Raw genomic sequence first — 23,827 nt, forward strand, 5'->3', positions numbered from 1 at the left:
TCGTAAGAGGTCAAAAAGCAGAAGCACAATCTGGAATTGATCTAGCGCCAGATCGCCAGGGGGCGGCTAGCGTCGCGCGTCTCGGCAGCGGCAACAGCTCGCGATCTTGCAGAAGTCCATAACCTGACAACCAACCCGCAAACTTCTGGGCGTCAGGCTATCGTTGCGCCTTCAACAGCGCCGCCGCTTTCTCCGCGATCATGATGACGGGGCTGGCGGTGTTGCCGGAGACGATGTGGGGCATGATTGAGGCGTCGATGATGCGCAGGCCCTCGCAGCCGTTGAGGCGCAGGTCGGGGGTGACCACGGCTTCTGCGTCGACGCCCATGCGGCAGGTGCCGACGGGGTGGAAGATGGTGGTGGCGATGTCGCCGATGCTGTGGAGGAGGTCAGCTTCGCTGTCCACCTTTGGGCCGGGCAGAATTTCTTCGGGGCGATAACGCTGGAGCGCTTTGGCAGTCATGATGCGACGGGCCTGTTGCACGGAGCGGACGGCGATCTGGCGGTCGTGGTCGGCAGAGAGGTAGTTCGGGCGGATATCCGGCTGAATCTGCGGGTCAGTGCTCGTGATATGCACGCTGCCGGTGCTGTGCGGGCGCAGATTGCAGACCGAGACCGTGATGGCGGGAAAGTCATGCAGAGGTTCGCCCAGGCGGTTCGTTGAGAGCGGCTGGACGTGATATTCGAGATCGGGTGTTTCGAGCGACGCTTCCGACTTGGTGAACATGCCGAACTGACTGGGCGCCATGGACATGGGGCCGCTGCGCATCAGGGCGTATTGGAGGCCGATCTGCGCTTTGCCCAGGGGACTGTGGAACAGGGTGTTGAGGGTGCGGGCGCCGGTGACGCGATAGACCGTGCGGATCTGCAGATGGTCTTGCAGGTTTTCGCCAACGCCGGTCATGGCGTGTTGCACGGGAATGCCGTGGGACTGCAGGATTTCCGAGCGGCCGATGCCGGAGAGTTCGAGCAGCTTTGGGGAATTGATGGCGCCGGCGGCGAGGAGGACTTCGCGTCCTGCCCTTGCCTCGTGGAGTTGACCGCCCTGCCGGAACCGGACGCCGACAATGCGGCGACCTTCGAGGATGAGCGATTGCGTCTCGGCCTTGGTAATGAGGCGGAGATTGGGGCGTTTCAAAGCCGGACGCAGAAAGCCGCGTGCACTGTTCCAGCGACGGCCGCCGGCCTGGTTGACCTCGAACAGGCCGGAGCCCTCATTATTGCCGTCGTTGAAATCGCCGCGTGGCAGGATGCCGAATTCTTCGGCGCCCTTTTGCACGGCTTCGAGAATGTCCCAGCGCAGGCGCTGGCGTGACACTTTCCATTCGCCGCCTGAGCCATGGAGATCGCTCTCGCCGCCGTGGTGGTCTTCGGACTTGCGGAAATAGGGCAAGACGTCATTCCAGCCCCAGCCGATATTGCCGGCCTGGCGCCAGCGATCATAATCGGCCGCCTGGCCACGCATGTAGATCATGCCGTTGACCGAGGTGCAGCCGCCGAGAACCTTGCCGCGCGGATAGACCAGGGCCCGGCCATTGAGGCCTGGCTCGGAGGCGGTCTTCATCATCCAGTCGGTGCGCGGATTACCGATGCAGTAGAGATAGCCCACCGGGATGTTGACCCAGTGGTAGTTGTCGCTGCCGCCGGCTTCGAGGAGGAGCACGCGGTTGCGCGGATCTTCCGTCAGGCGGTTGGCGAGCACGCAGCCCGCCGTACCCGCTCCGACGATGATGTAGTCATATTGGCCGTCAATCCGCATGCGGGGGCTCCGCGGCCGCAAGGGCTCGCCACGCGGTCTGGCTAGCCGCATTGAGGGCGGTCCAAGCATCGTAGCGCCGATCATAATGGCGGCGCATGCGGGACTGCGGCTGATAGGTTTTTACCGGCCGGGTCATTTCAGCGGCGGCGGCAATTTCGTCGGGGTAGATGCCGACGCCGATGGCGGCCATCATAGCAGCGCCGAGCGCGCCGGTTTCACGAGCTTCGGCGACGGTGACGGGAACACCGAGGCCATCGGCGAACATTTGCGGCCAATGGGGCGAGCGGGCGCCGCCGCCCGAGAGCACGGCCTGCGACAGGCCGACCCCGGCATCGGCGAGGACACCGATGTGGCGGCGGTGTTCAAACATGACACCCTCGAAAAGCGCGCGCAGCATATGGCCTTCGCCATGCCAGCCGGCGAGACCGAAGAAGCCGCCGCGATAGTGTGCGCCAAGCCGGCCGCCATAGATGAAGGGCTGGAACAACGGATCATCGGACGAAGGCGTCGTCTCGCCGACAAGCGCGTTGACGACGCCGAAGGGATCATCGTGATGGTGGCCGCGCTCGATGAGGGTGCGGACATACCATTCGAGATTCGCGGCCGAGGTGGCGCTGTTTTCCATATTGGCGTAGCGCGAGGGGCCATAGGCGGCGACCATGAAGACGCGGTCGTCTTGCACCGGGGTTTCGGAAAAGACCTGGTTGATCGACCAACTGCCGGCGACGACCGAGGCGGAGCCAGGAAGAGCGGCGCCTGAACCCATGGCGGAGGCGACGACATCGAAGAGGCCGGCGACGACGGGCGTTCCGGCGGCAAGGCCGGTCGCGGCGGCGGCGTGAGTGGTTACCGTGCCGACGATGGCGCTGGGTTGGTGCAGCGCGGGGAGGAGATGGCGGGCGTCTTCGAGGCCGTAGAGTCGCAGCAGCTCGTCGTCATATTCGGCCTCGGGCAGGCGCAGGAGGCCGGCGCCGGACATGTCGGAAATGTCGGTGGCAAGCGTGCCAGTCAGGTGCCACGTGAGCACGTCCTTGGCATAGAGCAAGGTGCCGGCCTGAGCGTAGATTTCGGGGCGGTTCTGCTTGAGCCAGGCAAGAAGCATCGGGGTCTGTGAGGGCCAGGGCCGCTGCAGGCAGATGGCGTGGAGCGCGGCGCCGACGGCCTCGTCTGTGGCTGCGGCAAGCGCAGCGGCGCGGCTATCGAGGGACTGGATGCCCAGAAGCGGCTGGTTGGCGCGATCGAGGAGATAGAGGCCGTTGCCGTGGCCTGCCGTGCCGATGGCGGCGATCTCGGTGGGGTCGATGCCCGCGGTCTCGATACAGCGGGCGATAGCGATCTGGGCATTGTTCCAGAGTTCGCCGACGGAGCGCTCCACCATGCCGGCGGCGGGCTTATGGGTGGCGCCATCAAGCCCGTGGGCGGCGATCTGGCGGCCGGCGAGATCGAAGAGCACGGCCTTGATGACGGTATTTCCGGCGTCGAGGCCGAGGAGGTAGCGTTGCGGATTAGCCATTGTACACGTCCCAGGCTTGCTCGCCGCTGGCGCCCTGATGAATGATCGCCATCAGGGCGGATACGACCGCGCGCGGATTGGCATGCTGATAGATATTACGCCCATAGACCATGCCCTTGGCGCCCTGCCCCATCAAGCGGGCTGATTTGGCGAGCACGGCCTTGAGGTCTTCTTTGCCCCCGCCGCGCACCAGAACCGGCACGCGAGCAGCTTCGACCACGCGGTGAAAATCGTCGGGATTGTCGGTGGGGTCGGCCTTGATGATATCGGCGCCCATTTCGGCGGCGAGGCGCACGAGGGTGACGATCTTTTCGGCGTCGCCATCGACCTGATAGCCGCCCTTCACATCATTGGGAAGCATGACCAGCGGTTCGATCATCAGCGGCATGCCATATTTGAGGCAATCGGCGCGCACGCGACTGATATTGGCGACGCATTGCCGGAAGAGCTCGGGCTCGTCGGGCAGCATGAAGAGATTGACCACCACACAGGCGGCATCCATTTCCAGCGCACCGATGATGGGCTCGTCGTGGTTCTGCAGCATGGACCACATGACCTTGTGGCGCTGGGCATTGTAGGGATTACCCATGTCGATGCGCATGACGAGGGCGGGCTTGTCCTTGCCCGGGCGCGATTGCAGCAGGTCGGCCTGGCCATAGGCCATCTGGATGGCGTCGGGCTTGGCATCGACCAGCGCGTCGACGACACCGGCCATGTCTTCGAGGCCGGAGAGGAAGCTTGGTTCGTTGCAGACGCCGTGATCGATGGCGACATCGAGGCACCCGCCATTGGCGAAGAGTCGGTTCATTCGGGCCTTGCTGCTCACGCGCATGGCTGGTTCCTTTCGTCGGTCCGCAGCGCCAGCATTTCTGCGGTGACGCCGTGATAGGTTTCGAGTTCGTTGGTGAGCTGGGCGATCCGCGCGGCGGTTTCGGCCGTGCTCCAGCCGAGTTCGGCGGCGGCGACAGCAGCGATGGCAGCAATGCGGCTGGCCGAGATTGCTCCGGTGATGGCGAGAGGCAGACGGCGAAGCACGAGATCGGCGAGGTCGGCGACGTGTTCGTGCCGCGTGAGGAAGACGATCTCGGCTGAGGTCAGCGTGGTGCCGGGGTCGAGCGGTTCGTCGTCGGTGCGGGTGCGGCAGAAGGCGAGGACGTTTTCGGCGCGGGAGCCGTAGAGGTCTACGAGTCGAGTTGCGCGATCGGTCGTGATGCCGTGGCGCGATGTCAGGCGCTGGACGAGATCGGTCGCGTCCTTGGGGAAGTTTTCGCCGCCGCCGATGGGAAGGGCCAGAGTGTCGGTTAGGCGCTCCTGGCTGAGGGCTTCGAGGACCGCATCGGCCGTCTGTTCGGCGAAGGCTCGGAACGTGGTCCACTTGCCGCCGACCATGCAGAATTGCGGCACGTCGCCGTCGATGCGGTGGACGAAGTGACCGCGGGAAATGCGGCCGGTGAATTGCTGGTCGCTGCGCGGCAGCGGACGGATGCCGCTGAAGCTGAACACGACCTGTTCGGATGTAATGGTCAGCGCGGGGAAGACGCCGCGGAGGGCGCCGATGATGTAGTCGCGTTCTTCGTCAGTGCAGGCGACGCGCTCGGCGCTGTCGACGCGGATGTCGGTGGCGCCAGCGAGTACGCGGCCGAGATAGGGGAAGACGATGCAGACGCGGCCATCCTCGTTTTCGAAGAAGATCATGTGCCCGCCCAGCGCTTCGAAGAGCGCGGTATTGTCGAGCACGATATGCGAGCCCTTGGTGCCGGAGATGAAGTTCTCGTGGTTCTTTTCAGCGGCGCCGAGAGCAACGAGTGACTCGTCGAGCCAGGCGCCGGTGGCGTTGACCATGGCGCGGGCAGAGACGGGGAAACGGCGGCCGGTCAGCTTGTCGAGAAGAGCATAGCCGCTGTCTTCGGGCACCAGTTCGGCATAGTTGAGCGCGAGGCTTTCCGGCGCGAGGCGCTTGGTATCGAGCACGAGTTCGAGGGCAAGGCGCTCGGGGTAACTGATCCAGGCGTCGTAGTAGGTGGCGGAATAGGTGAGGCGCGGCGTGAGCTTGGGCCAGGTCTTGAATGTTTCAGCGGCGGTACGAAAACTATGCGGCGGCAGGACGCGGCGGTTGCGCGTGGTCCAATCATAGAGCCAGAGGCCGATCTTAATCGGCACGGCGCCGCGCGGGGCCGGTCGGCCGGAAAAGCCGAGGAAGCTTGCCGCGCCGTTGAGAAGGCCGGAAAAGAGCGAGGTGATCGGCACCGTGGTCGGCAATGGCCGCACCATATGGGGGGCGTTGGCGAGCAAGGCATCGCGTTCGCGGAGGGATTCGCGGACGAGAGAAAATTCGCCGTTTTCGAGATAGCGGAGACCGCCATGGATCATGCGCGAGGGGGCGGCGCTGCAGCCGGAGGCAAAGTCGTTGCGCTCGACAAGGAGCACGCGCAGGCCTTGCAGGGCCAGCTCGCGATAAACGCCGATACCGTTGATGCCACCACCAACGACGATGACGTCGAAGGCGCCATCGGCACCGATCTGTTCGAAACTGTCGCGTCGTTGTTGAGACAATAGAGTACCCCTCGCTGTCTTGCGACAGCGTTGAAAAGTTCGGTTCTTCGGGTTCGATCAGGCGGCGAGCTGGACGAGTTGCCGGGCGACGGCCTCGCTGATGGTGCTGATTTCGTCCGGGCTCAGTTCAATTTCGGCGGCCCTGGCATTTTCGCGCGCCTGGCTGACATTGCGCGCGCCGCAAAGGGCGAAGGTGATGCCCGGTTGCCTGATGGTCCAGGCAATGACGACTTGCGACGGTGTCGCAGAATGGGCCTCGGCGATGGGGGCGATATCGGCCATCAGCCGAGCAACCTTTTCGCGATTATCTAGCGAAAAATGTGGATCGGTGCGGCGCTGGTCATCGCCTGAAAACTCGCGATCGGCACCGACCTTGCCGGTGAGCAGGCCCCGCGACAGCGAGGAATAGCTGAGGACCGATACGCCATTCTCGCGGCAGAGCGGCAGCAGCGTGCTCTCGATGCCGCGGCGGGCCATGGAATACTCCTCCTGGATCGCATCGAGCGCACCAGTGGCGATGTAGGCCTTGAGGTCGGCTTCCGAGACATTGCTGGCGCCGATGGAGCCGATCTTGCCCTGCTGCTTGAGCTCGACGAGGGCGTCCATGGTTTCGGCGATTGGGGTCGTCGGGTCCTGCCAATGGGTGATGTAGTGATCGATGTGATCGGTGCCGAGGCGGCGGAGGCTCTGTTCCACCTCGTAGAAAATGGCGTCGCGACCGAGGTAGCGGTGCACGGGCTTGCCATCATAATCGAAGAAATGGTGGCCTTTGGTGGTGTGCCAGACGAGGCCGCATTTGGTGGCGAGCACAACCTTATCACGGCGGCCCTTGATGGCGCGGCCGACCAGTTCTTCGGCAAGTCCCTGGCCATAGGCAGGAGCCGTGTCGATCAGGGTTATGCCGGCGTCAATGGAGGCCTGGATGGCGGCGATGGATTCGGATTCTTCCGTACCGCCCCACATCCAGCCGCCAATGGCCCAGGTGCCAAGGCCGATGGCCGAAGCCTTTATGCCGGAGGCGCCGATCTCTCGCTTGTTCGCATCAGGCGACATTCTGCTTACTTTCCATCTTGTCGAGCACGCCGGCCGCGGTTTCCTCGTCGAGCACGAGCGAATTGAGATAGTGGCCGCGCAGGGCCGCGCGGATTGGCAGCACCTTTTCGGCGCCGGCGGCGACACCGATGACCTTGGGGCATCCCGCGAGATCGCCGGGCGACAGGGCGACGAGGCGCGAATTGAGGGCGTAGTCGGCGACTTCACCGTTTTCGCCGATGAGATGGGCGAGGAATTCGGCGACGACGCCGCTCTTGGTCAGGCGTTCGCGGTCGGCGGTGGAGTCGGGGTGAAGGTCGTAGTAGCTCGACCCCGGCGTCTGGATGGAGCCGATACCGACCAATGCAATGGCCGCCTTGCGGGCAAGCTGGAAGGCTTCCTTGACCGAGCCCAGTTCCATCAGCATGTCGCGCTGCTCGATGCTCTCGGCAAAAAGCGGGGCGTGAACGAGATGGGTGCTGCCACCCAGCCGTTCGGCCAGGCGAGAGGCGAGGTGATTGACGTCGGTATAGTATTTGCCCTGCACGCCGCCGGTGAGCGGCACGACGGTGACATCAAAGGTTCGTTCGGGGTCGAGATTGTCTACCACGGCGCTCACCGCCTTGCCGCCGGTGATGGCGATGACGTCGCCGTCGCGCAGCGATTCCAGCAATTGATTGGCGGCGGCGCGGCCGACCTGTTTCAGGGTCGTATCGAGATTGCCCGAGACCGTTGGGGTGACCACGGCGCTGCCGAGGCCGGCGGCCTGGACCAGCAGGCGCTCGATTTCAACGAGCCGCTGGAAGGGCGACTCGATTTCGATCCGCACCATGCCCTGCTTGCGCCCCTGGGCGATCAGCCGGTTGACCTTGGAGGTCGACAGGTTCAGCGCCTCGGCAATGTCGGACTGCTTGTGACCCTCGAGGAAATGCATCACGAGCACGGTGTAGATCTGGCGCGTTGCTTCGAAGTCGCTGTTTTCGGTCATCTCGTCACCCAGTCGCCTGAACATGGATCACCTGCGCCGCTTGCTGAGATAGTGGTCGATGGTCACGGCAGCGAGCAGGATCGATCCTCGGATAATGTCCTGCCAGTAGACCGATACGTCGAGCAAGGCGAGCGAGCTCGAAACCACCGAAAGGAGGATCGTTCCGAGGATGGCGCCGAAAATGGTGCCCGAACCACCGGAGAGGCTTGCCCCGCCGATCACCGCCGCGGCGATGACGTTGAGTTCCATGCCGACGCCGAAGGTGGGCTGGGCCGAACCGAAGCGGGCCATATAGATGACCCCGGCAAAGCCGCAGAGGGCCGAGCAGAGCGTCGTCGTCAGGAAGATCACCTTCTTGGTGCGGATGCCGGAATAGGCGGCCGCCTTCTCATTGCTGCCGGTGTAGAAAACCTTCCGAAACATGGTGGTGCGGCGCAGCATGAAGTCGAAGGCGACGACAACAACCACGAAGATCACGATGACGACGGGAATGACGCCGATCGAGCCCTGACCGATGAACTTGAACTCGGGCGGTAGCGTGAAGAGGCCGAGCGGACGGCCGCCGGTGCCGAGGAGACAAGCGCCACGGGCGATCACCATCGCGGCGAGCGACACGATGAAGTGGTGCAAGCCGACCCTGGTGACAAAGAAGCCCATGAGCGCGCCGATGGCCGTGCAGGCGAGAATTGCGATCAGCGAGGCGGTCCAGGGATCGACGCCGTTGAGGAACAAGAGGCCTGCAATGACCATGGCGAGAGCCGTGACCGAGCCAACCGAGAGGTCGATGCCGCCGGAGATCAGCAGGATGGTCATGCCGACCACCACGATGCCTTCCACGGCGAAGGCCATGGCCATGGCCCGCATGTTTTCCCAGGTGAGGAAATAGGGCGAGGCGAACGACATGGCAGCGAAGAGCGCCAGAATGATCAGGATCAGCCCGATTTCGCGCATACCGGCAAGGCGTTTCCAGCCGGAACCGGTATTGCCCGGCGACTTGCCCGTCTGTGCTTCGACAATCTGAGTGGTCATGGTCTTGCTCCCCCGGCCCGCGCCTGTTCGGCGTCTATTGAGGCCAGATACATGATGTTCTGTTCGGTCATGGCATCGCCCGAGACCACGCCATTGATGCGGCCTTCGCGCACCACGAGAACGCGATCGCAGACGCCAATCAATTCGGGCAGTTCGGACGAGATGACCACGATGCCGACGCCGGCATTGGCGAGGTCGCGCAGGATGCGATGAATTTCGAGCTTGGCGCCGACATCGACGCCGCGTGTCGGCTCATCGAGAAAGATCACTTTCGGATTGACCGAGAGCATCTTGGCGATGGCGATCTTCTGCTGATTGCCACCGGACAGGGCGGAAACCGGCTGGCTGACATGGCCGCATTTGAGATTGAGGCGCCGGCCGAGGTCAGTAGCCTGCTGGTTTTCGCGGCGCTGATCGATGATGCCGCCCTTGCTGACAAGGCCAAGGCGCAGGGCCGAGACATTGGCGGCGATGGACATATCGAGGAACAGGCCATCGCCCTTGCGATCCTCGGAAAGATAGACCAGGCCCTCTTTGATACTCTGCTGGTAGCGCTTTGCCGTGAGCGGTTCGCCCTGCAGGCGCACCGTGCCGGTAGCGGTCTCGTCGATACGGCAGATGCCTTTGACGATTTCGCTGCGGCCGGCACCGATCAGGCCGCCGAGACCGAGAATTTCGCCGCGGCGAAGGGTAAAATTCACGTCCGAAAAGAGACCTGGGCTCGACAGATTTTCGACTTCGAGAATGGCGGGCGCGGCAGCGCCGTCGCCCTGGAATTTTGCGGGATACCGGTTGTCCACCACGCGGCCGACCATGGCGTTGACGATGTCGGTGGGCGTGGTTTCGGCCACATTGTGGGTGACCACATACTGCCCGTCTCGAAACACCGAGACGCGGTCGCAATGGCCAAATATCTCGGCCATGCGGTGCGAGATATAGATGATGGCGATGCCCTCTGCCGCGAGGCGATGCATGATGGCGAAGAGAACCGTGGCTTCCTTTTCCGTCAGGGCGGCCGTTGGCTCGTCAAGGATCAGCACCCGACAATCAAGCGTCAGCGCCTTGGCAATTTCGACCAGCTGCTGCTGGGAAATCGACAGGCTACGGACCAGCGCCGAAGGGTCAATGTCGCCAAGGCCGGACAGGATGTCGGCGGCGCGGTGATTGAGCCCGGCATAGTCGACCAGAAGCGATCGGCTGGCATTGGTCGCGGCCATGAAGATGTTTTCGGCGACGGTGATGTCAGGACAAAGCGCGATCTCCTGATGCACAAGACCGATGCCGAGGCGCTGGGCGGCAGCGGGCGACGCTATGCGCACCGGGCGACCGTCAAGAATGATCTCGCCACTGTCGGGCTGCAGAATGCCATCGATGATGTTCATCAGCGTCGATTTACCGGCGCCGTTCTCACCGGCAAGCGCATGGATTTCTCCGCGCCGCAGCTCGAACTGCACATCGCGCAGAGCCTGGATTGCACCAAAGGCCTTGCTGAGATGGCTCACCTGAAGAATGACATCGGACATGGTCGTCACTCGCGTTGCACCTGGTGCCCGCGCCGAACCATGGGGTTCGGCGCAAGCGGCTCGTTTGGAAACGAGGATCAGTTGGGATCGCGGCCTTCCATGTAGACGCCGAGATCGAAGGAGTCGGCGTTTTCCTTGGTGATCACGGCAAAGCCATTGTCCACGAAGGGGATCTGTATGGGGTTGTAGCCGGAGACCTTGTAGTCGTTGAACGGGTCGAACATGTCCGAATGGGCCGCCATGAAGGTGGCGACGAAGCCGACAAAACCCTGAATGCCCTGGTTGGGGTTGAGGGCCATGTGGATATTGCCGGCCTTAATGTGTTCGAGCGTCGTCGGGGTGACGTCGGCATGCATGATCAGCACGTCGGCCTTGGCTTCGAGAACCGCGGCGACGGCGCCTTCAGCAGAACCCGCTTCGGGGATCCACATTGCGTCGAGTTCGGGATTGGCCTGGAGGATGGAAGCGGTGGCGCGATAGGCCGCGTTGCTATCCTGGTTGGTGGCCTGACGGCCGACCAGTTCCATGTTCGGATAGTTCTCTTCCATGTAGGAAATAAAGGCGGTCACGCGCAGGTCGTGATTGCTTTGGCCCGGGTTTTCGAGCACGGCATATTGGCCGGCATCGCCGACCTGCTTGACGATTTCCTCGGCGGCGAACTTGGCTTCGGCGACATTGTCCGAGGTGACATAGGCCGTACGATTTGAGTTCGGCGAGTCAGCAGCGAAGGTCACGACTTCGACGCCGCCTTCGATGGCGCGGTTGATTGGCTCGATGAACGGATCGGCCTGCATCGGATGCAGCAGGATACCCGCCGGCTTCTTGATCAGGTCCTGCTCGAACGAGGCGATCTGCTTGGCGATGTCATAGTCCGGCGTGCCCGAAAACACCGTTTCGCAGCCCATGGCCTCGGCGGCCTGCTTGAAGCCCTGGTAGACCGGCACCCAATAGGGGTGGGCCGAAACCATCACGTTCATGACGTAGGTTTCGCCCGGTTCACACTGAAAACCAGCCTGGGCATAGCCCGTCCCTGCCCCGCCAAGGCTCACGCCGACCAGCAAAGCCGCGCTCAGCGCGATCTTGTTCATACGCATTCGATCTCCTCTCAGGATCATCGCCAACCTCCCGTCAGCAATTTTTCCCATGCGTTGATATTTCTTCCAACACCCCATCGATAGCGGACGATTTTGGTCGCCGTCAAGCGACTTGCGTTATTTTTCTTTAACTGAAATTTATTTCAGTATCGTGCGCGCCGGCGCGGTGAAGACGTGGGGGGAAAGGCGGAATGAACCGCCCTGCCCGATGCCCTTTGGCGGAGGCAATTCCATGGCTCTGTGATGCCGGCGGTTTGTCAGGCAGCGAAAATCGCGCGATCGCGGGCGACGAGTTCTGCCAGAAACTCCGAGACGATGGCGACGCGGCGGGAGCCGCGCAGGTCTTCGTGCCACACGGTCCAATAGGACCGGGTAAGGCTGTGTTGCGGCAGGATCGGGACAAGGTCTGGCGCGCGGCGAGCCATGAAGGTGTGGAGGATGCCAATGCCGGCCCCAGAGCGAACCGCCTCCGTCTGGCCCATGGCGGAGGAGACGGCGATGGTTGAGCGCCATTCCTTGTGAAACTCGGCGGTGTAGTCGAGTGAAGCGGAAAAGAGCAGGTCTTCCACATAGCCCACAAGACGATGGCGCTTGAGGTCATCGAGGGACGCCGGGCCGCCATATTGCTCGAGGTAGCTGGGAGCGGCATAGAGGCCGAGGGCATAGTCCGTCAGCTTGCGCGCTATCAGCCGCCCTTCCCGCGGCCGCTCCATGGTCACGGCAATGTCGGCCTCGCGGCGAGAAAGCGAGAAAGCGCGCGGCACGGGCACGAGTTCGATGCGCAACTGGGGGTGTCGTTCGGCCAGTTCATGAAGGCGCGGAGCGAGGAAGGCGACGCCAAAGCCGTCCGGGGCACCGATGCGCACCGTTCCCTCGGCAGCGCTATCGGCGCCGGTGAGACCGCGCGCTGCAAGGCCCGCGCTTTCCATGGCTTCGGCATGGACGAGAAACTTTTCGCCATAGGGCGTCAGTTCCGCGCCTTGGGTATGGCGACGGAGGAGCACGCTGCCCAGGTCTGTCTCAAGGGCAGTGAGACGCCGGGCGACCGTGGCGTGGTTGAGGCCCAGGGTTCTGGAGGCGGCCAGGATCTGGCCGTGACGCACGACCGAAAGAAAGATGCGCACGTCGTCCCAGTTCATCGACTACATTTCCTGCACAACGGATGCGAATTTTATGGCGTTGATGTGCGTCGATCATATTGCGAATGCTGCGGGAAACCAAGGAGGTCAGCATGCGCAGGATTGGTCATTTCATCGACGGCGTTGAAACAGAGGGCAAAGCCGCTGGCTTCCAGGACGTTTTCAACCCCGCGACCGGCGAAGTGCAGGCGCAGTTGGCGCTCGCGAGCGCTGCAGACCTGGAGGCCGCCGTGGCCTCGGCAGCAGATGCCCAACCGAAATGGGCAGCGACCAACCCGCAGCGGCGGGCACGGATGTTTTTCAACTTTGTCGGCCTGATCAACCAGCACATGGACGAGCTGGCCGAGCTGCTCTCGAGCGAGCATGGCAAGACCGTCGACGACGCCAAGGGTGACATTCAGCGCGGGCTTGAAGTCGCCGAATTCGTTGCGGGCGCGCCGCATCTCCTCAAGGGCGAATTCACCGATGGCGCCGGGCCAGGGATAGACATGTATTCGATGCGCCAGCCAGTGGGCATTGGTGCAGGGATTACGCCATTCAATTTTCCGGCGATGATCCCGCTCTGGATGCTCTCGCCGGCCATCGCAGCGGGCAATGCCTTCATCCTAAAACCCTCAGAGCGTGCCCCTTCGGTGCCGGTGCGGCTGGCGCAACTAGCGCTTGAGGCCGGTTTGCCCAAGGGCATTCTCAATGTCGTGCATGGGGGCAAGGACGTCGTCGACGGCATTCTTGCCCATGAGAAAATCGAGGCGATCAGCTTTGTCGGTTCGACCCCGATTGCCCGCTATGTCTACGGCACGGCGGCGGCGCAGGGTAAGCGCGTTCAGGCTTTTGGCGGGGCCAAGAACCACATGGTCATCATGCCCGATGCCGATATGGAAAAGGCGGCAGATGCGCTGATCGGCGCGGGTTATGGCTCGGCTGGCGAGCGCTGCATGGCTATTTCGGTGGCCGTGCCGGTGGGCGCGGAAACGGCCGACCGGATTGTTGCGGCGCTGAAGCCGCGGGTCGAAAAGCTCAGGGTGGGACCAGCGAGCGACAAGGCCTCGGAAATGGGGCCGGTGATCACCAAGGCCAGCCAGGAGCGCATAAGAAGCCTTATTTCGAGCGGCGTGAGCCAGGGCGCCGAGCTTGTGCTCGATGGGCGCGACTTTGCTCTGCAGGGTTATGAAAACGGCTACTTCGTCGGGCCAACGCTGTTCGACCGCGTCACGCCCGACATGGACATCTACAAGGAAGAGATTTTTGGCCCGGTGCTCAGCGTCGTGCGCAGCGATAGCTACGATCAGGCCCTGCAACTGGTCATGGACAACCCCTATGGCAACGGCACGGCCATTTTCACCCGCGACGGCGACGCAGCCCGCGATTTCGCTGCGAGGGTCAACGTTGGCATGGTGGGCGTCAACGTGCCCGTACCCGTGCCGCTCGCGTACCACAGCTTCGGCGGCTGGAAAGCCAGCGCCTTCGGCGATCTCAACCAGCACGGCATGGACTCGATAAAGTTCTGGACCCGGACCAAGACCGTCACGGCGCGCTGGCCGAGCGGCATCAAAGACGGCGCAGAATTGCAGATGCCGACCATGGCCTAGGCCATGCCCGACGGCGCACTTAGCCAAGCCATGGCTGCAGATCCAAACAACATCGAGGCCGCCTTCACAAAACGCGAGGCGGCCTGCCGAGGCGACCGACTTATGTCAGTCCGTGGACTTGTGCCTCGGCCTGACCACTCCGCATGGGCTGGTCAAGTTTCTGAAAAGTGCGAGTGACGGTGCAATATGCCAATAGAAGTTGGCATTGAATGCGGGGTTTTGGGGTAACGCAAAGTTGCGACGAATGGCCTCGGCAGACGCCTGCGGTTAGATCTGGGCGCTTCGTTTCTTTTTGGACCGATAAGGTAGAATGGGAGGCCGCCCGCTTTTCGACCTCGCAATCGACAGCAAGCTTCGCGGCCGCGACCGAGGACGTGCGCCATCTTAGTTGCTCAAACTAGTCCCGATACTTCCTGAAAGCTGCCGTTCGGATCAAGCGGCAGAACGTTGGCACCGGGGCAGATAGTTGGTGGAGCCCTCCCCACTACCCGGCGCCCCTGCTCTCGGACTGTAGCTTGCGCCAGCGATCAAGGCGGGCGGGATCCAGGGTGCCTGCGGCTACAGCAGCGCGAACAGCGCAACCCGGTTCATGGTCGTGCGTGCAATTGCGGAATTTGCACTGGGGGGCAAGTTCGGTGATTTCGGCGAACAGGATGTCGAGGCCCTCGCCGACATCCTTGAGATGCAGGCTTCTCACGCCCGGCGTATCGATTACCCAGCCGCCACCCGTCATTGCGTGAAGGGATCGCGAAGTGGTCGTATGCCGGCCCTTCGAGTCGCTTTCGCGAACGCCGCCCGTCTGTTGCGGCTGCCGCCAGCCGTTGCCAACCAAGGTATTTACGAGTGTCGACTTGCCAACGCCCGATGAGCCCACCAGCGCCACGGTCGCTCCTGCGCCGCACCAGGGTTTTAATGCAGCAATGGCGCCTTGCTCGCGCGCGTTGATCACCACCGTAGCAAGCCCGCGTTGCAGGGCCGCTGCCTGTCGCTGAAAATCGGCCGCGTCTTCGGCCATGTCGGCCTTGGTCAAAACAATGACCGGCTCGGTACCGGCATCGTTGGCAAACGCCAGATAGCGTTCCAGGCGGGCCAGATTGAAGTCCGAATTGCACGAGCCGACGATGAACAGGGTATCTACATTGGCAGCGACAAGCTGTGTCGGCCTTTGCCCATCGCCAGGGCGCTGGAGCAGGGTTTTCCTGTCGAGCCTTCGGGACAGCATGCCCGTGGCCGGATGCGTCAATATCCAGTCGCCCACCGCATATTCGGCCGTATCGGAGCGAGGCGGCAGCGCGATCTGGAACTGCCCCTGCTCCGAAAGCGCTGTCAGACGGCTCCGGTGGACCGCATCGATACGAAGGGGCGAGAGCGCAATCTCATCCTCGCTCAATTGGTCCTCGAAAAAGCTCTGCCAGCCCAGAGGGCGCAAGCGCTCAAAGACATGGTCATTCGGAACCGTCATCACCACGATCCGTAGATTGAGGGACATGTTGCCCAAGGGGCCAGGCTGTTACGCATCACCTAGTCTTCCTCCTTGGCCGGTAGGCTGTTCGCGCCACTATCTATGTCATCGGCAGACGCTGGGCCGAGCTTTGCGAGAGCGCGCTCGTCGTTCTTTTGCTTCTTGATGCGCTCCCGCTCTTGGCGTTCAAAGCGGTAGTTTGGTTTTTTTGCCACTGTGCCTCAGATCCCAAAAGCTGTTCCTGTGCCCAATCGCGAGAGAACGCAAGTTCCGCTTACAGCCTATCTGGGAGATTGCCCGAACTGGCGGCCCTTGCTCGCCCGGACAACATGCGTGGGACGCTTGGCAAATCGGGGTCTTTCTAACTCCGATTTGAAAACTCGCGGGCAGCCTGGATGAAGGCGCTGAACGCTGCAGGTGGGTTCTTCCGACCCGGATAGTAGAGGGCGAGGGGTGCAAGTGGTGGCGTCCAATCCTCCAGCACTTGCACGAGTCTCCCCGCGGCGATGTCCTCGCGCACATCCGCTTCCATAACGTATCCGAGCCCGGCGCCCTGCTGTGCGGCAATGCGAACGAGGCCCGGTTCGTCGAGCGTCAGAGATCCTTGCACGTCGATCTGAAAAGGCACGCCGTCCTTTTCGAAGCGCCATCGGAACAGCGCATTGTTGGGAAGACGCGAACGGAGGCAGCGGAACCGGTAGAGGTCGGTTGGCACGTTTGGCTTGCCATGGATGCTCAGGAAATCCGGCGAGGCCACGACAGCATGCTGACGATGGAGGCCGAGTGAGACGGCTATCATGTCGGTCGGCACGAGGTCGACCGGCCGGAGCCCCATGTCAAAACCACCAGCCACGATGTCGACAAGCTTGCCTTCAGTGACGAGATCGATGTGCACCTGCGGATAGCGCCGCAAGAACGAGAGGATGAGCGGCGCCATCACCTCTCGGGCAGCCGAGGCGAAGGCATTGATGCGAAGCGTGCCGGTTGGCGTCTCCTGAAGCGATTGCGCCGCCAGCATGGCGTCGTGGATATCAGTCATCGCCGGCCCGACGCGTTCGACAAATGTCCTTCCTGCATCGGTGAGCGACACGCTCCTTGTGGTTCGATTGAAGAGGCGAATGCCCAGGCGCTGCTCGAGCTTGGCAATGGCATTGCTCAGCGCCGTGGTGGACATGCCCAGGTCAAGCGCCGCGGCGCGAAACGAGCCTTGCCGAGCGATGCTCAGAACGGCGTCCAGTTCGGAAAGAATATCGCGCGTCATTGTCCCTGTTCTCGCAATGCCTCGTTCCTGTTTGTCCCAGTTATCGCAGCATTGGTCCAGGCATAGATTAGCCCTTGCCCGCTCACAGAGGAGCGGAAACGAGGCCCAGCAAGGCCACGATCAATGACTGGAGAACTGAAAATGACCGTCAAACTTCCTCAGGCCATTCAAGCCTATTTCGACGCCGACAATGCGCGCAGCCCAGATGCTGTCGCGGCGGCGTTCACCGATGACGCCATCGTCAAGGATGCAGGCGAAACCCGTGTGGGTCGAGAATCCATTCGCGAGTGGAAGGTCGAGACTGACCAGAAGTACGCGTCCACACTGGCTGAGCCCTTTTTCGTCACCACGGAAAACGGGAAAACCCAGGTGACCGGGCATGTGTCCGGCGACTTCCCCGGAAGCCCTGTTGATCTGCGCTATTTCTTCGTCCTCAAGGGAGACAAGATCGCCGCCCTGGAGATCACGGTATGACCCCGTTTCTCACTCTCGAAGGACGCCGGTTCCTGATCACCGGCGGTACCTCGGGTGCTGGCGCTGCGACAGTGGCGCTCTTCCGGGAACTTGGGGCGCGTGTGCTGACAACAGCGCGCAAGAGGCCGGCTGACTTCACGGGCGCATCATTCGTGGAAGCCGATCTGACCACCAAAGAGGGTGTGCAGACTGTTGTCGACGCAGTCCACCAGGAGCTCGGCGGACTCGATGTTCTCGTGAATGTACTGGGTGGCTCTTCGGCTCCCTCGGGCGGCTTTGCGGCGCTCAACGATGCCGAATGGGACAAGGAGTTCGATCTCAACTTCTTCCCGGCAGTCAGGCTCGATCGTGCCCTGCTCCCCGGCATGATCGCGCAGGGAAAGGGTGTCGTCATCCACGTCACCTCGATCCAGAACCGCCTGCCCCTCCACGAGGCCACGACCGGCTATGCATCGGCAAAGGCGGCTCTCAACACCTACAGCAAGAGCATCTCTAAAGAGGTTTCTCCGAAGGGTGTGCGGGTGGTGCGGGTTTCTCCTGGCTGGATTGCCGCCCCAGGGGTCAATGGCCTTGCCCTGCGCATCGCCGAGCAAGCCGGAATTGGCTACGACGACGCGGTGCAGGTGATCATGAACTCGCTTGGCGGCATTCCGGTGGGGCGTCCGGCCGAACCAAAAGAAGTCGCCGATCTCATAGCTTTTCTCGCCTCGGATCGAGCGGCCTCCATTACAGGGACAGAGCATGTGATCGACGGCGGCACGGTTCCTACCGCTTGAAGGCAGACGCGGCGCGCCCATTTTCGGCACGCGCCGTACTGTCTCCCTCACCACCACAGCCGCAAAACATATATCGCGATAAACAAAATGCTGGACAGCGCAAAACGCCTATGCCAAACATTATATATCGCGATAATTGTTATCGCACAAACACGAAGGGACACAGAATGAACTCGCTCACCAAGACCCTACTCGCCGCTACCGCCGCAGCCATTCCGGCAACCGCCTCTGCCCGGGCCGAAGACCACATCCCCGCCGATCAGGCCATTCGCAACGTTGTGCTGGTGCACGGAGCCTTTGCCGATGGCTCGGGATGGCGTGGCGTTTACGACAACCTGACCTCGCGCGGCTATAAGGTCACGATCGTGCAGAACCCGTTGACGTCGCTGGCCGACGATGTGGCAGCCACCCGCCGCGTGCTCGACCTGCAGTCCGGTCCGACCATCCTGGTTGGCCACTCCTGGGGCGGCACGGTCATCACCGAGGCCGGCATCCACCCTAATGTCGCAGGCCTTGTCTATGTCTCCGCCCTGTCGCCCGACGCCGGCGAGACCACCGCCCAGCAGTATGAAGGCTTCGCCCCCACCCCTGACTTCATCATCGATGTCGGCCCGGACGGTTTTGGCTTCATCAATGGCGACAAGTTCAAGGCTGGCTTCGCCCACGACACGACGGACGCGGATGCCGCCTTCATGCGCGATACCCAGGTGCCCATCAACATGTCGGTCTTCTCAACCGCGCTGGAAAATGCCGCCTGGCGGACCAAGCCCAGCTGGGCCGTTATCGCCACCGAAGATCACGCCTTCGACTTGGCCATGCTTCGCCATATGGCTAACCGGATCGGTGCCGAGATCACCGAGGTCGCGGCCAGCCACGCCGTGTTCATGACCCGGCCTGAAATTGTCGCTGATACCATCAATACCGCAGCCCAGAGCGTGACCGTCGCGGCAGTGCAGTGAACGGCGCAAAAGGGGATGGGCGATCCGACAGCGCCCATCCCATCGATACGAGTGGCCTTGAAGCTGCCAATGTAAACTGCTCGAACGACAGGCTTAAAGGAGAACACCCATGCTCAAGCCCATCGCCGTCGCCATCTCCCTCGCCCTTCTGCCCACCTTGCCCGCCATGGCAGCATCCGGCGATGCCTGGGCCGAGTTCGCCCAGGAGGTTGAGCAAGGCTGCCTCGGTGCCACCGAAGGCATGCTCGAAAAGGCCACGGCCATCGTCGACCCCTTTGGCAGCGAAGCCTATGGTCTTGCCATTGTCAGCGGCGAAGTCGGTGACGGGCAGCAGGCTTCCATTCTCTGCGTCTTCGACAAGCAGAGCAAAGCTGTGCAGATCGGCGGTGAACTGCCCATCACCGTCACCCCGAACTCGTGAAATAGACCGCATTCGGCGAGGATACCGCAACATCCTCGCCTCACTACCGCGCGTGACTTGAAAGCAGGTTATTTATCGCGATATATATCCGATAACACGCCCTGGGGCGCCGGAACTTCGGAGATGAGCTGTGAGCGATAAGACTGCTAATCCACCTGTCGCGCTGGCTCATCAGCCCTGCTACGCCATCTATACGGCCGGGATCGCCATTCAGCGCCTCTACAAGCCGCTCCTCGACGAGCTGGGGCTGACCTATCCGCAATTCCTGGTGATGAACGTGCTGTGGGACGAGGATAACCAGTCGGTCGGCACCATCGCCGAAAAGCTGGCGCTCGAGTCCAGCACGTTGACCCCTGTGCTAAAACGCCTCGAAGGCGCCCAACTTGTCCGCCGGACCCGCAACCCCGACAATGAAAGACAGGTCATCGTTGCTCTGACGGCGGAAGGAAGAGCCTTGCAGATGAGGGGAGGCTGCCTCGCAGACGCGCTGCTCGAGAGCACTGGTGAGACCGCCGCCGCCCTGGCCAAGCTCAACGAAGACGTGAGACAGCTCCGCGACCGTATTTACGATCATATCGGCGGCTGGCCAGCGCCACTATAGTGCGCGGCGGGGTGGGTAGCCGACGGTCTGCCTCTAGATTAGCCGATACAACCGACATGGCCGGCGTTGATTTGCTCGGCGGGTAGGACAACTATGGGGCGGATTTGGCGTGGGCGGCACTCACAGCTGGAATGATGGCCGATATGCATGGTTAGGCTGGGATCAATACCAGCCTGACCAATTTAGGTCGCAGCCATGCCGTGACCGACACGACAGCCCTTACCGTTAAGGACCAATGATGAGCTCAAAGCTGAGTATCTCGGCCGGTCCAGTGGTTGCAACGGTTGTTGGCGGCTAGCAACCCCCATGCGTTTGATGGCAGCTGCGATTTCTGCTGAGTAGCAGACCATCGAACTGAGGCCGCGGGAAGTACCCAGCTGCTAAAACCTCGCCCCAACAGTAGGCTCTTCGATCAGTCGGTCGACAGCGGTGCGGATCACAAAAACCACGCCACCGGCAAGATAGGTTATCTCGGCCGTGCCGTGAACACTGGCGGCAAGTGCTCGCTCGATCATGCTTGAGCCGAAGCCACGGCGGGTGGGTTCCTTGACAGTCGGACCTCCCGCTTCCTTCCAGACCAGTTCTAGCTGGCCATCCTCGACGCTCCAGTTGATGGTGACCACGCCGGTGTCGTTGGACAAGGCTCCGTACTTCACAGCATTGGTCGAAAGCTCATGCATGGCCAAAGCAATTGCAGTAGCCGCGCGTGATGACAGCACCACATCATCGCCACCGAAGTGGATACGGTTCGTGACGTTATTGTCGAATGGCGCTGTGGCTGTTGATATGATGTCGACAAGACGCGCTTCTTCCCAGCCGCGGCTGGTCAATACGTCATGTGCCCCCGCAAGGGCCTGGAGTCGTTGTGAGATCGACGTAATAAGGGATCGGTCAGCGTCTCCCTGCCGAAGGGACTGAGCGACGATCGACTGCACGGTGGCTAGCGTGTTCTTTACGCGATGGGCCATTTCTTTGGTGAGCAAGTCGCGATGGCTCTCAGCCTCTTTGCGATCCGAAATGTCCTGCGAGACCCCAGCCATAGAGATAGGCGTTCCATCAGCAGCAAAGCGCGTCTGTGCTCTCACTTCGATCCATCGAAGCTGACCTGATGGCGTCTTGATGCGATATGAAACATCGAGGTCGCCATCGCCGGCCAGAGCTGATTGCACAGCGTTTCTCCAGTATTCCATATCCTCTAGGAGAATAGATGCCTGAAGGTCGCTATAGGTGAATGTGTCGGTCGGCTGTCTTCCGAAGTTGGCCTTGCATAGTCCGGACGCGACCAGTCTTTGTTCCGATAGATCCAGCGTCCACGCCCCCAACCGCCCCGCAGACAAGGTGAACTTCAGTCGATCTTCGCTCGCGGTGAGGTCGCTTACCCGACGGGACACCTCGGCTTCCAAAGCATCGCGGTCCTGAGCCACAAGGCCGAGGCGTTCACGTTCAGGGGTGATGTCGAACTGGGAAGCGAAGAAAAAAGACAGCTCACCATCGTTGAACACGGGCGACATGAGCAGCCGGTTCCAGAAGGTGGTACCGTCCTTTCGGTAGTTCAGGAGATCGAGCTCAATCGGCACACGCCGGTTGATGGCGTCGCGCATGCGCTTGACGTCGTCGCGATTGGTTCCTGGACCCTGCAAGAAGCGGCAGTTACGTCCCAAGGTTTCCTCTCGAGAATAACCGGTAAGCCTTGCAAAGGAGTCGTTGACGAACACAATGGGATTGTCGGGTAGTGTCGGGTCCGTGATCAGCATTGGCATACGGGTGGCACGAACCGCAGCAGCGAACGGGTCAGTGCCGCCACCGCCCTCACGGTGGATTTCGGAGTCGATCCGCCGCGCTTCATTGTTGTTCGTCAACGAGATCCCCTCAGGTTGCAGCAGGGAATCCCCAGCACCGATACTCTTGTGAGGCAAAACTAGTTTCATATTTCTGCGGCGTCACATCACAAAACCATTCGGTACAAGCACAAGCCCTACAGCGACCGCTGGCCTAGCTAGTTGGAAAACAGGAGCAAATACCCGCCAAGGTTTTGGTACGAAACATCCTGCCTGCCACCTTCTCGAACACTACAGCGTTTACCAAACTGTCCGAGGTTTCTGGCAAAAGGCGGTTTTTCCTGCTCGACCGCGAAGCGGGTCACTGTACTCAACCAGTATTTGCAGGCTGATGCCGACCATGCGAACAACGATTTTGACCGTTCCCAAAGTTCCATCACGCTAGCACACCATATCCTAAGCATCGCCAGGATAGCGGCGAGTACCCCTGAATCAGCACTGAGTTCGCTGGTCAGGGTCTCGAAAAGGCCACGAACGGATTTCTATGGGTAAGTGAAACGATGGTGTCTTCGCTGACGCCGGCCGTTTTGAGCATGGGCAGGAGCTCGGTACTGACGACCGTGTAGGGCTTCGGGATCCCTCCCTTCGGAAGGGCGGGGTCAAACCATCCCCGATCATGGCTTATAAGCAGTTTATCCCCCAGCCCTGCCTCGAGCGCATCCATGATGAGTTGAGCACTCTGTTCGACCGGCACGGCTCCGACATTGTCATATTCTATCCAGGCACCGCGCTCGACGACAGCCTTGTGCAAGGCAAAATCGGGTTCCGCCTGGGTATGAATGGAGAGGAAGCGGCTGGCTGACCCACCCTCGGATTCGATGACGTCCAACTGGTCCATCACCACACGCCCACGGATTGTATGGCTGCCGATCAAGGCATCAGTCACCATGGAGGCTCGCGTGGCAGCGCGCAAAATGCGCTCTTCAAGAAGGGTCATGCCATCATCGCCAGCGCTAAGCTTTATCCATCCGGCTTTAACGCCAGTTTTCTCCATACCGCTCTGCAGTTCCGCAAGCATCCACTCATACAGCGCTTCTTCACTCGCCTCTGCCACCCAGGCGGGTATCCAGGGCTCCCGGTAATTCCCAGTCGGGACAACAATGGGGAAATTGGTTGCTTTGCTTACGGCGAGATCGAAATCGGCACGCCGACCAACACCGCCGGTCGAACATTCAACGAGCGCCGTTACGCCAAGTGCCTTGATGGCCTCGATCTGGGGCACCATCAGCGCGAGAACGTCGTTTACGGATGCTTCGGCGTAGCCCGGCTGGTCAGGTGTCCTCAAATCGACAAACACATGCTCGTGCGGCAGGATCATGCCCAGTTGGTCGGCACCAAGTTCGCCGAGTGTCGTATAGAGCCGTCGCATTCCTATCCCCCGCATGTTGAGCCGACGGAAATTTCCGTCGAACTCATGTCACCCCACGCAATACCGGCAGTCATTGAGGCTAAAAGCAAGAGTACGCCCAGTCCTCTTTCGGCTGCATGCGCATCGAGGCGGAAGGCGTGCTGCTCAATCGCGATACGGGCAAGACGTTCACCTATGGCGATGCCTGCGTGACGACCGACCCACATGTAAAGTCTGACCCGGCGGCTTTCGCCTTGGCGCAAGATGCGGTGGCGGCATTTCTCGCCCAAGCATTGAGGCCCTAGGCTTCGTTCACATACCTGGCGACAGGCCGCCTCGCCGACCCGCCTCCGGCACACCGGCATGTGATGCTCCTCCATGCAACGCAAGGCCGAACCAGGCCTTCTACTGAGAGGCAATCCTGCCCGACACCCGACGAGCGCACACTTGGCGTCATGCGTTCGCGCA

Annotated in this window: 21 protein-coding genes; 7 read left to right on the forward strand and 14 right to left on the reverse strand. The window is 61.6% G+C overall.

Features of this window, described 5'->3' with window-relative positions; genetic code table 11:
• Window positions 1-157: 157 nt before the first annotated feature.
• The 10 genes from ABW043_RS04275 to ABW043_RS04320 all read right to left on the reverse strand — a co-directional run bounded on the left by ABW043_RS04275 (window position 158) and on the right by ABW043_RS04320 (window position 12,630).
• On the reverse strand, window positions 158-1,759 hold the full coding sequence (locus ABW043_RS04275; protein WP_353919996.1) for a GMC family oxidoreductase: 1,602 nt from the start codon (window positions 1,757-1,759) through the stop codon (window positions 158-160).
• Window positions 1,749-3,272, reverse strand: coding sequence for an FGGY-family carbohydrate kinase (locus ABW043_RS04280; protein WP_353919997.1), 1,524 nt, complete (start codon window positions 3,270-3,272; stop codon window positions 1,749-1,751). Before ABW043_RS04280 ends, ABW043_RS04275 begins: the two co-directional genes overlap by 11 nt.
• On the reverse strand, window positions 3,265-4,104 hold the full coding sequence (locus ABW043_RS04285; RefSeq protein WP_353919998.1) for a class I fructose-bisphosphate aldolase: 840 nt from the start codon (window positions 4,102-4,104) through the stop codon (window positions 3,265-3,267). Before ABW043_RS04285 ends, ABW043_RS04280 begins: the two co-directional genes overlap by 8 nt.
• Window positions 4,095-5,825 (reverse strand): glycerol-3-phosphate dehydrogenase/oxidase, encoded by a 1,731-nt coding sequence (locus ABW043_RS04290; protein WP_353919999.1) that lies wholly within the window; start codon window positions 5,823-5,825, stop codon window positions 4,095-4,097. Before ABW043_RS04290 ends, ABW043_RS04285 begins: the two co-directional genes overlap by 10 nt.
• 57 nt (window positions 5,826-5,882) lie before the next feature.
• Window positions 5,883-6,878 (reverse strand): aldo/keto reductase, encoded by a 996-nt coding sequence (locus ABW043_RS04295; RefSeq protein ID WP_353920000.1) that lies wholly within the window; start codon window positions 6,876-6,878, stop codon window positions 5,883-5,885.
• A complete protein-coding gene (locus tag ABW043_RS04300; protein ID WP_035081407.1) occupies window positions 6,868-7,845 on the reverse strand; it encodes a sugar-binding transcriptional regulator in 978 nt (325 codons plus the stop codon). Before ABW043_RS04300 ends, ABW043_RS04295 begins: the two co-directional genes overlap by 11 nt.
• Before the next feature lie 27 nt (window positions 7,846-7,872).
• Window positions 7,873-8,796 (reverse strand): ABC transporter permease, encoded by a 924-nt coding sequence (locus ABW043_RS04305; protein WP_353920022.1) that lies wholly within the window; start codon window positions 8,794-8,796, stop codon window positions 7,873-7,875.
• Between the two features lie 74 nt (window positions 8,797-8,870).
• A complete protein-coding gene (locus ABW043_RS04310) occupies window positions 8,871-10,397 on the reverse strand; it encodes a sugar ABC transporter ATP-binding protein (RefSeq protein ID WP_353920001.1) in 1,527 nt (508 codons plus the stop codon).
• A gap of 77 nt (window positions 10,398-10,474) precedes the next feature.
• Complete coding sequence (locus ABW043_RS04315; RefSeq protein ID WP_502908591.1) at window positions 10,475-11,491, reverse strand: substrate-binding domain-containing protein; 1,017 nt, start codon at window positions 11,489-11,491, stop codon at window positions 10,475-10,477.
• A gap of 257 nt (window positions 11,492-11,748) precedes the next feature.
• Complete coding sequence (locus ABW043_RS04320; protein WP_353920002.1) at window positions 11,749-12,630, reverse strand: LysR family transcriptional regulator; 882 nt, start codon at window positions 12,628-12,630, stop codon at window positions 11,749-11,751.
• Between the two features lie 92 nt (window positions 12,631-12,722).
• On the opposite strand from ABW043_RS04320, the gene ABW043_RS04325 reads away from it, so the two are divergent.
• Window positions 12,723-14,219 (forward strand): CoA-acylating methylmalonate-semialdehyde dehydrogenase, encoded by a 1,497-nt coding sequence (locus ABW043_RS04325; RefSeq protein WP_353920003.1) that lies wholly within the window; start codon window positions 12,723-12,725, stop codon window positions 14,217-14,219.
• Between the two features lie 484 nt (window positions 14,220-14,703).
• Here ABW043_RS04325 and rsgA read toward each other — a convergent pair whose 3' ends face one another.
• Together rsgA and ABW043_RS04335 are read right to left on the reverse strand one after the other, a co-directional pair.
• Window positions 14,704-15,681: a ribosome small subunit-dependent GTPase A gene (rsgA, locus tag ABW043_RS04330; protein ID WP_353920004.1), complete on the reverse strand. Its 978-nt coding sequence runs from the start codon at window positions 15,679-15,681 to the stop codon at window positions 14,704-14,706.
• Window positions 15,682-16,042: 361 nt separating this feature from the next.
• A complete protein-coding gene (locus ABW043_RS04335) occupies window positions 16,043-16,942 on the reverse strand; it encodes a LysR substrate-binding domain-containing protein (protein ID WP_353920005.1) in 900 nt (299 codons plus the stop codon).
• A gap of 141 nt (window positions 16,943-17,083) precedes the next feature.
• On the opposite strand from ABW043_RS04335, the gene ABW043_RS04340 reads away from it, so the two are divergent.
• The 5 genes from ABW043_RS04340 (at window position 17,084) to ABW043_RS04360 (ending at window position 20,173) form a co-directional block, all read left to right on the forward strand.
• Window positions 17,084-17,416 carry a nuclear transport factor 2 family protein gene (locus ABW043_RS04340; protein ID WP_353920006.1) on the forward strand — a complete coding sequence of 111 codons (333 nt, stop codon included), beginning with the start codon at window positions 17,084-17,086 and terminating at the stop codon, window positions 17,414-17,416.
• Window positions 17,413-18,192, forward strand: coding sequence for an SDR family oxidoreductase (locus ABW043_RS04345; RefSeq protein WP_353920007.1), 780 nt, complete (start codon window positions 17,413-17,415; stop codon window positions 18,190-18,192). Before ABW043_RS04340 ends, ABW043_RS04345 begins: the two co-directional genes overlap by 4 nt.
• Window positions 18,193-18,359: 167 nt before the next feature.
• Window positions 18,360-19,151 carry an alpha/beta fold hydrolase gene (locus ABW043_RS04350; RefSeq protein ID WP_353920008.1) on the forward strand — a complete coding sequence of 264 codons (792 nt, stop codon included), beginning with the start codon at window positions 18,360-18,362 and terminating at the stop codon, window positions 19,149-19,151.
• A 109-nt stretch (window positions 19,152-19,260) separates the two neighbouring features.
• Complete coding sequence (locus ABW043_RS04355; RefSeq protein ID WP_353920009.1) at window positions 19,261-19,572, forward strand: hypothetical protein; 312 nt, start codon at window positions 19,261-19,263, stop codon at window positions 19,570-19,572.
• A 130-nt stretch (window positions 19,573-19,702) separates the two neighbouring features.
• Complete coding sequence (locus ABW043_RS04360; protein WP_353920010.1) at window positions 19,703-20,173, forward strand: MarR family winged helix-turn-helix transcriptional regulator; 471 nt, start codon at window positions 19,703-19,705, stop codon at window positions 20,171-20,173.
• 380 nt (window positions 20,174-20,553) lie between these two features.
• Here ABW043_RS04360 and ABW043_RS04365 read toward each other — a convergent pair whose 3' ends face one another.
• Entirely contained in the window at window positions 20,554-22,032 is a 1,479-nt protein-coding gene (locus tag ABW043_RS04365) for an HWE histidine kinase domain-containing protein (RefSeq protein ID WP_353920011.1), read from the reverse strand.
• A 430-nt stretch (window positions 22,033-22,462) separates the two neighbouring features.
• Window positions 22,463-23,380: a phosphotriesterase family protein gene (locus tag ABW043_RS04370; RefSeq protein ID WP_353920012.1), complete on the reverse strand. Its 918-nt coding sequence runs from the start codon at window positions 23,378-23,380 to the stop codon at window positions 22,463-22,465.
• Between the two features lie 116 nt (window positions 23,381-23,496).
• Here ABW043_RS04370 and ABW043_RS04375 point away from each other — a divergent pair, with 116 nt between their 5' ends.
• A complete protein-coding gene (locus tag ABW043_RS04375; RefSeq protein ID WP_353920013.1) occupies window positions 23,497-23,664 on the forward strand; it encodes a hypothetical protein in 168 nt (55 codons plus the stop codon).
• Window positions 23,665-23,827: the final 163 nt, after the last annotated feature.

Origin of the sequence: Devosia sp. (genome assembly GCF_040509215.1) — a bacterium.
Taxonomy (GTDB): domain Bacteria; phylum Pseudomonadota; class Alphaproteobacteria; order Rhizobiales; family Devosiaceae; genus Devosia.

What these genes read in the sequence shown, in the direction of transcription:
- ABW043_RS04275 (WP_353919996.1), bottom strand. Translation starts at nt 1,759, where the DNA reads ATGCGGATTGACGGCCAATATGACTACATCATCGTCGGAGCGGGTACG.
- ABW043_RS04280 (WP_353919997.1), bottom strand. Translation starts at nt 3,272, where the DNA reads ATGGCTAATCCGCAACGCTACCTCCTCGGCCTCGACGCCGGAAATACC.
- ABW043_RS04285 (WP_353919998.1), bottom strand. Translation starts at nt 4,104, where the DNA reads ATGCGCGTGAGCAGCAAGGCCCGAATGAACCGACTCTTCGCCAATGGC.
- ABW043_RS04295 (WP_353920000.1), bottom strand. Translation starts at nt 6,878, where the DNA reads ATGTCGCCTGATGCGAACAAGCGAGAGATCGGCGCCTCCGGCATAAAG.
- ABW043_RS04300 (WP_035081407.1), bottom strand. Translation starts at nt 7,845, where the DNA reads ATGACCGAAAACAGCGACTTCGAAGCAACGCGCCAGATCTACACCGTG.
- ABW043_RS04305 (WP_353920022.1), bottom strand. Translation starts at nt 8,796, where the DNA reads ATGCGCGAAATCGGGCTGATCCTGATCATTCTGGCGCTCTTCGCTGCC.
- ABW043_RS04310 (WP_353920001.1), bottom strand. Translation starts at nt 10,397, where the DNA reads ATGTCCGATGTCATTCTTCAGGTGAGCCATCTCAGCAAGGCCTTTGGT.
- ABW043_RS04315 (WP_502908591.1), bottom strand. Translation starts at nt 11,491, where the DNA reads ATGCGTATGAACAAGATCGCGCTGAGCGCGGCTTTGCTGGTCGGCGTG.
- ABW043_RS04320 (WP_353920002.1), bottom strand. Translation starts at nt 12,630, where the DNA reads ATGAACTGGGACGACGTGCGCATCTTTCTTTCGGTCGTGCGTCACGGC.
- ABW043_RS04325 (WP_353920003.1), top strand. Translation starts at nt 12,723, where the DNA reads ATGCGCAGGATTGGTCATTTCATCGACGGCGTTGAAACAGAGGGCAAA.
- rsgA (WP_353920004.1), bottom strand. Translation starts at nt 15,681, where the DNA reads ATGACGGTTCCGAATGACCATGTCTTTGAGCGCTTGCGCCCTCTGGGC.
- ABW043_RS04335 (WP_353920005.1), bottom strand. Translation starts at nt 16,942, where the DNA reads ATGACGCGCGATATTCTTTCCGAACTGGACGCCGTTCTGAGCATCGCT.
- ABW043_RS04340 (WP_353920006.1), top strand. Translation starts at nt 17,084, where the DNA reads ATGACCGTCAAACTTCCTCAGGCCATTCAAGCCTATTTCGACGCCGAC.
- ABW043_RS04345 (WP_353920007.1), top strand. Translation starts at nt 17,413, where the DNA reads ATGACCCCGTTTCTCACTCTCGAAGGACGCCGGTTCCTGATCACCGGC.
- ABW043_RS04350 (WP_353920008.1), top strand. Translation starts at nt 18,360, where the DNA reads ATGAACTCGCTCACCAAGACCCTACTCGCCGCTACCGCCGCAGCCATT.
- ABW043_RS04355 (WP_353920009.1), top strand. Translation starts at nt 19,261, where the DNA reads ATGCTCAAGCCCATCGCCGTCGCCATCTCCCTCGCCCTTCTGCCCACC.
- ABW043_RS04370 (WP_353920012.1), bottom strand. Translation starts at nt 23,380, where the DNA reads ATGCGACGGCTCTATACGACACTCGGCGAACTTGGTGCCGACCAACTG.
- ABW043_RS04375 (WP_353920013.1), top strand. Translation starts at nt 23,497, where the DNA reads ATGCGCATCGAGGCGGAAGGCGTGCTGCTCAATCGCGATACGGGCAAG.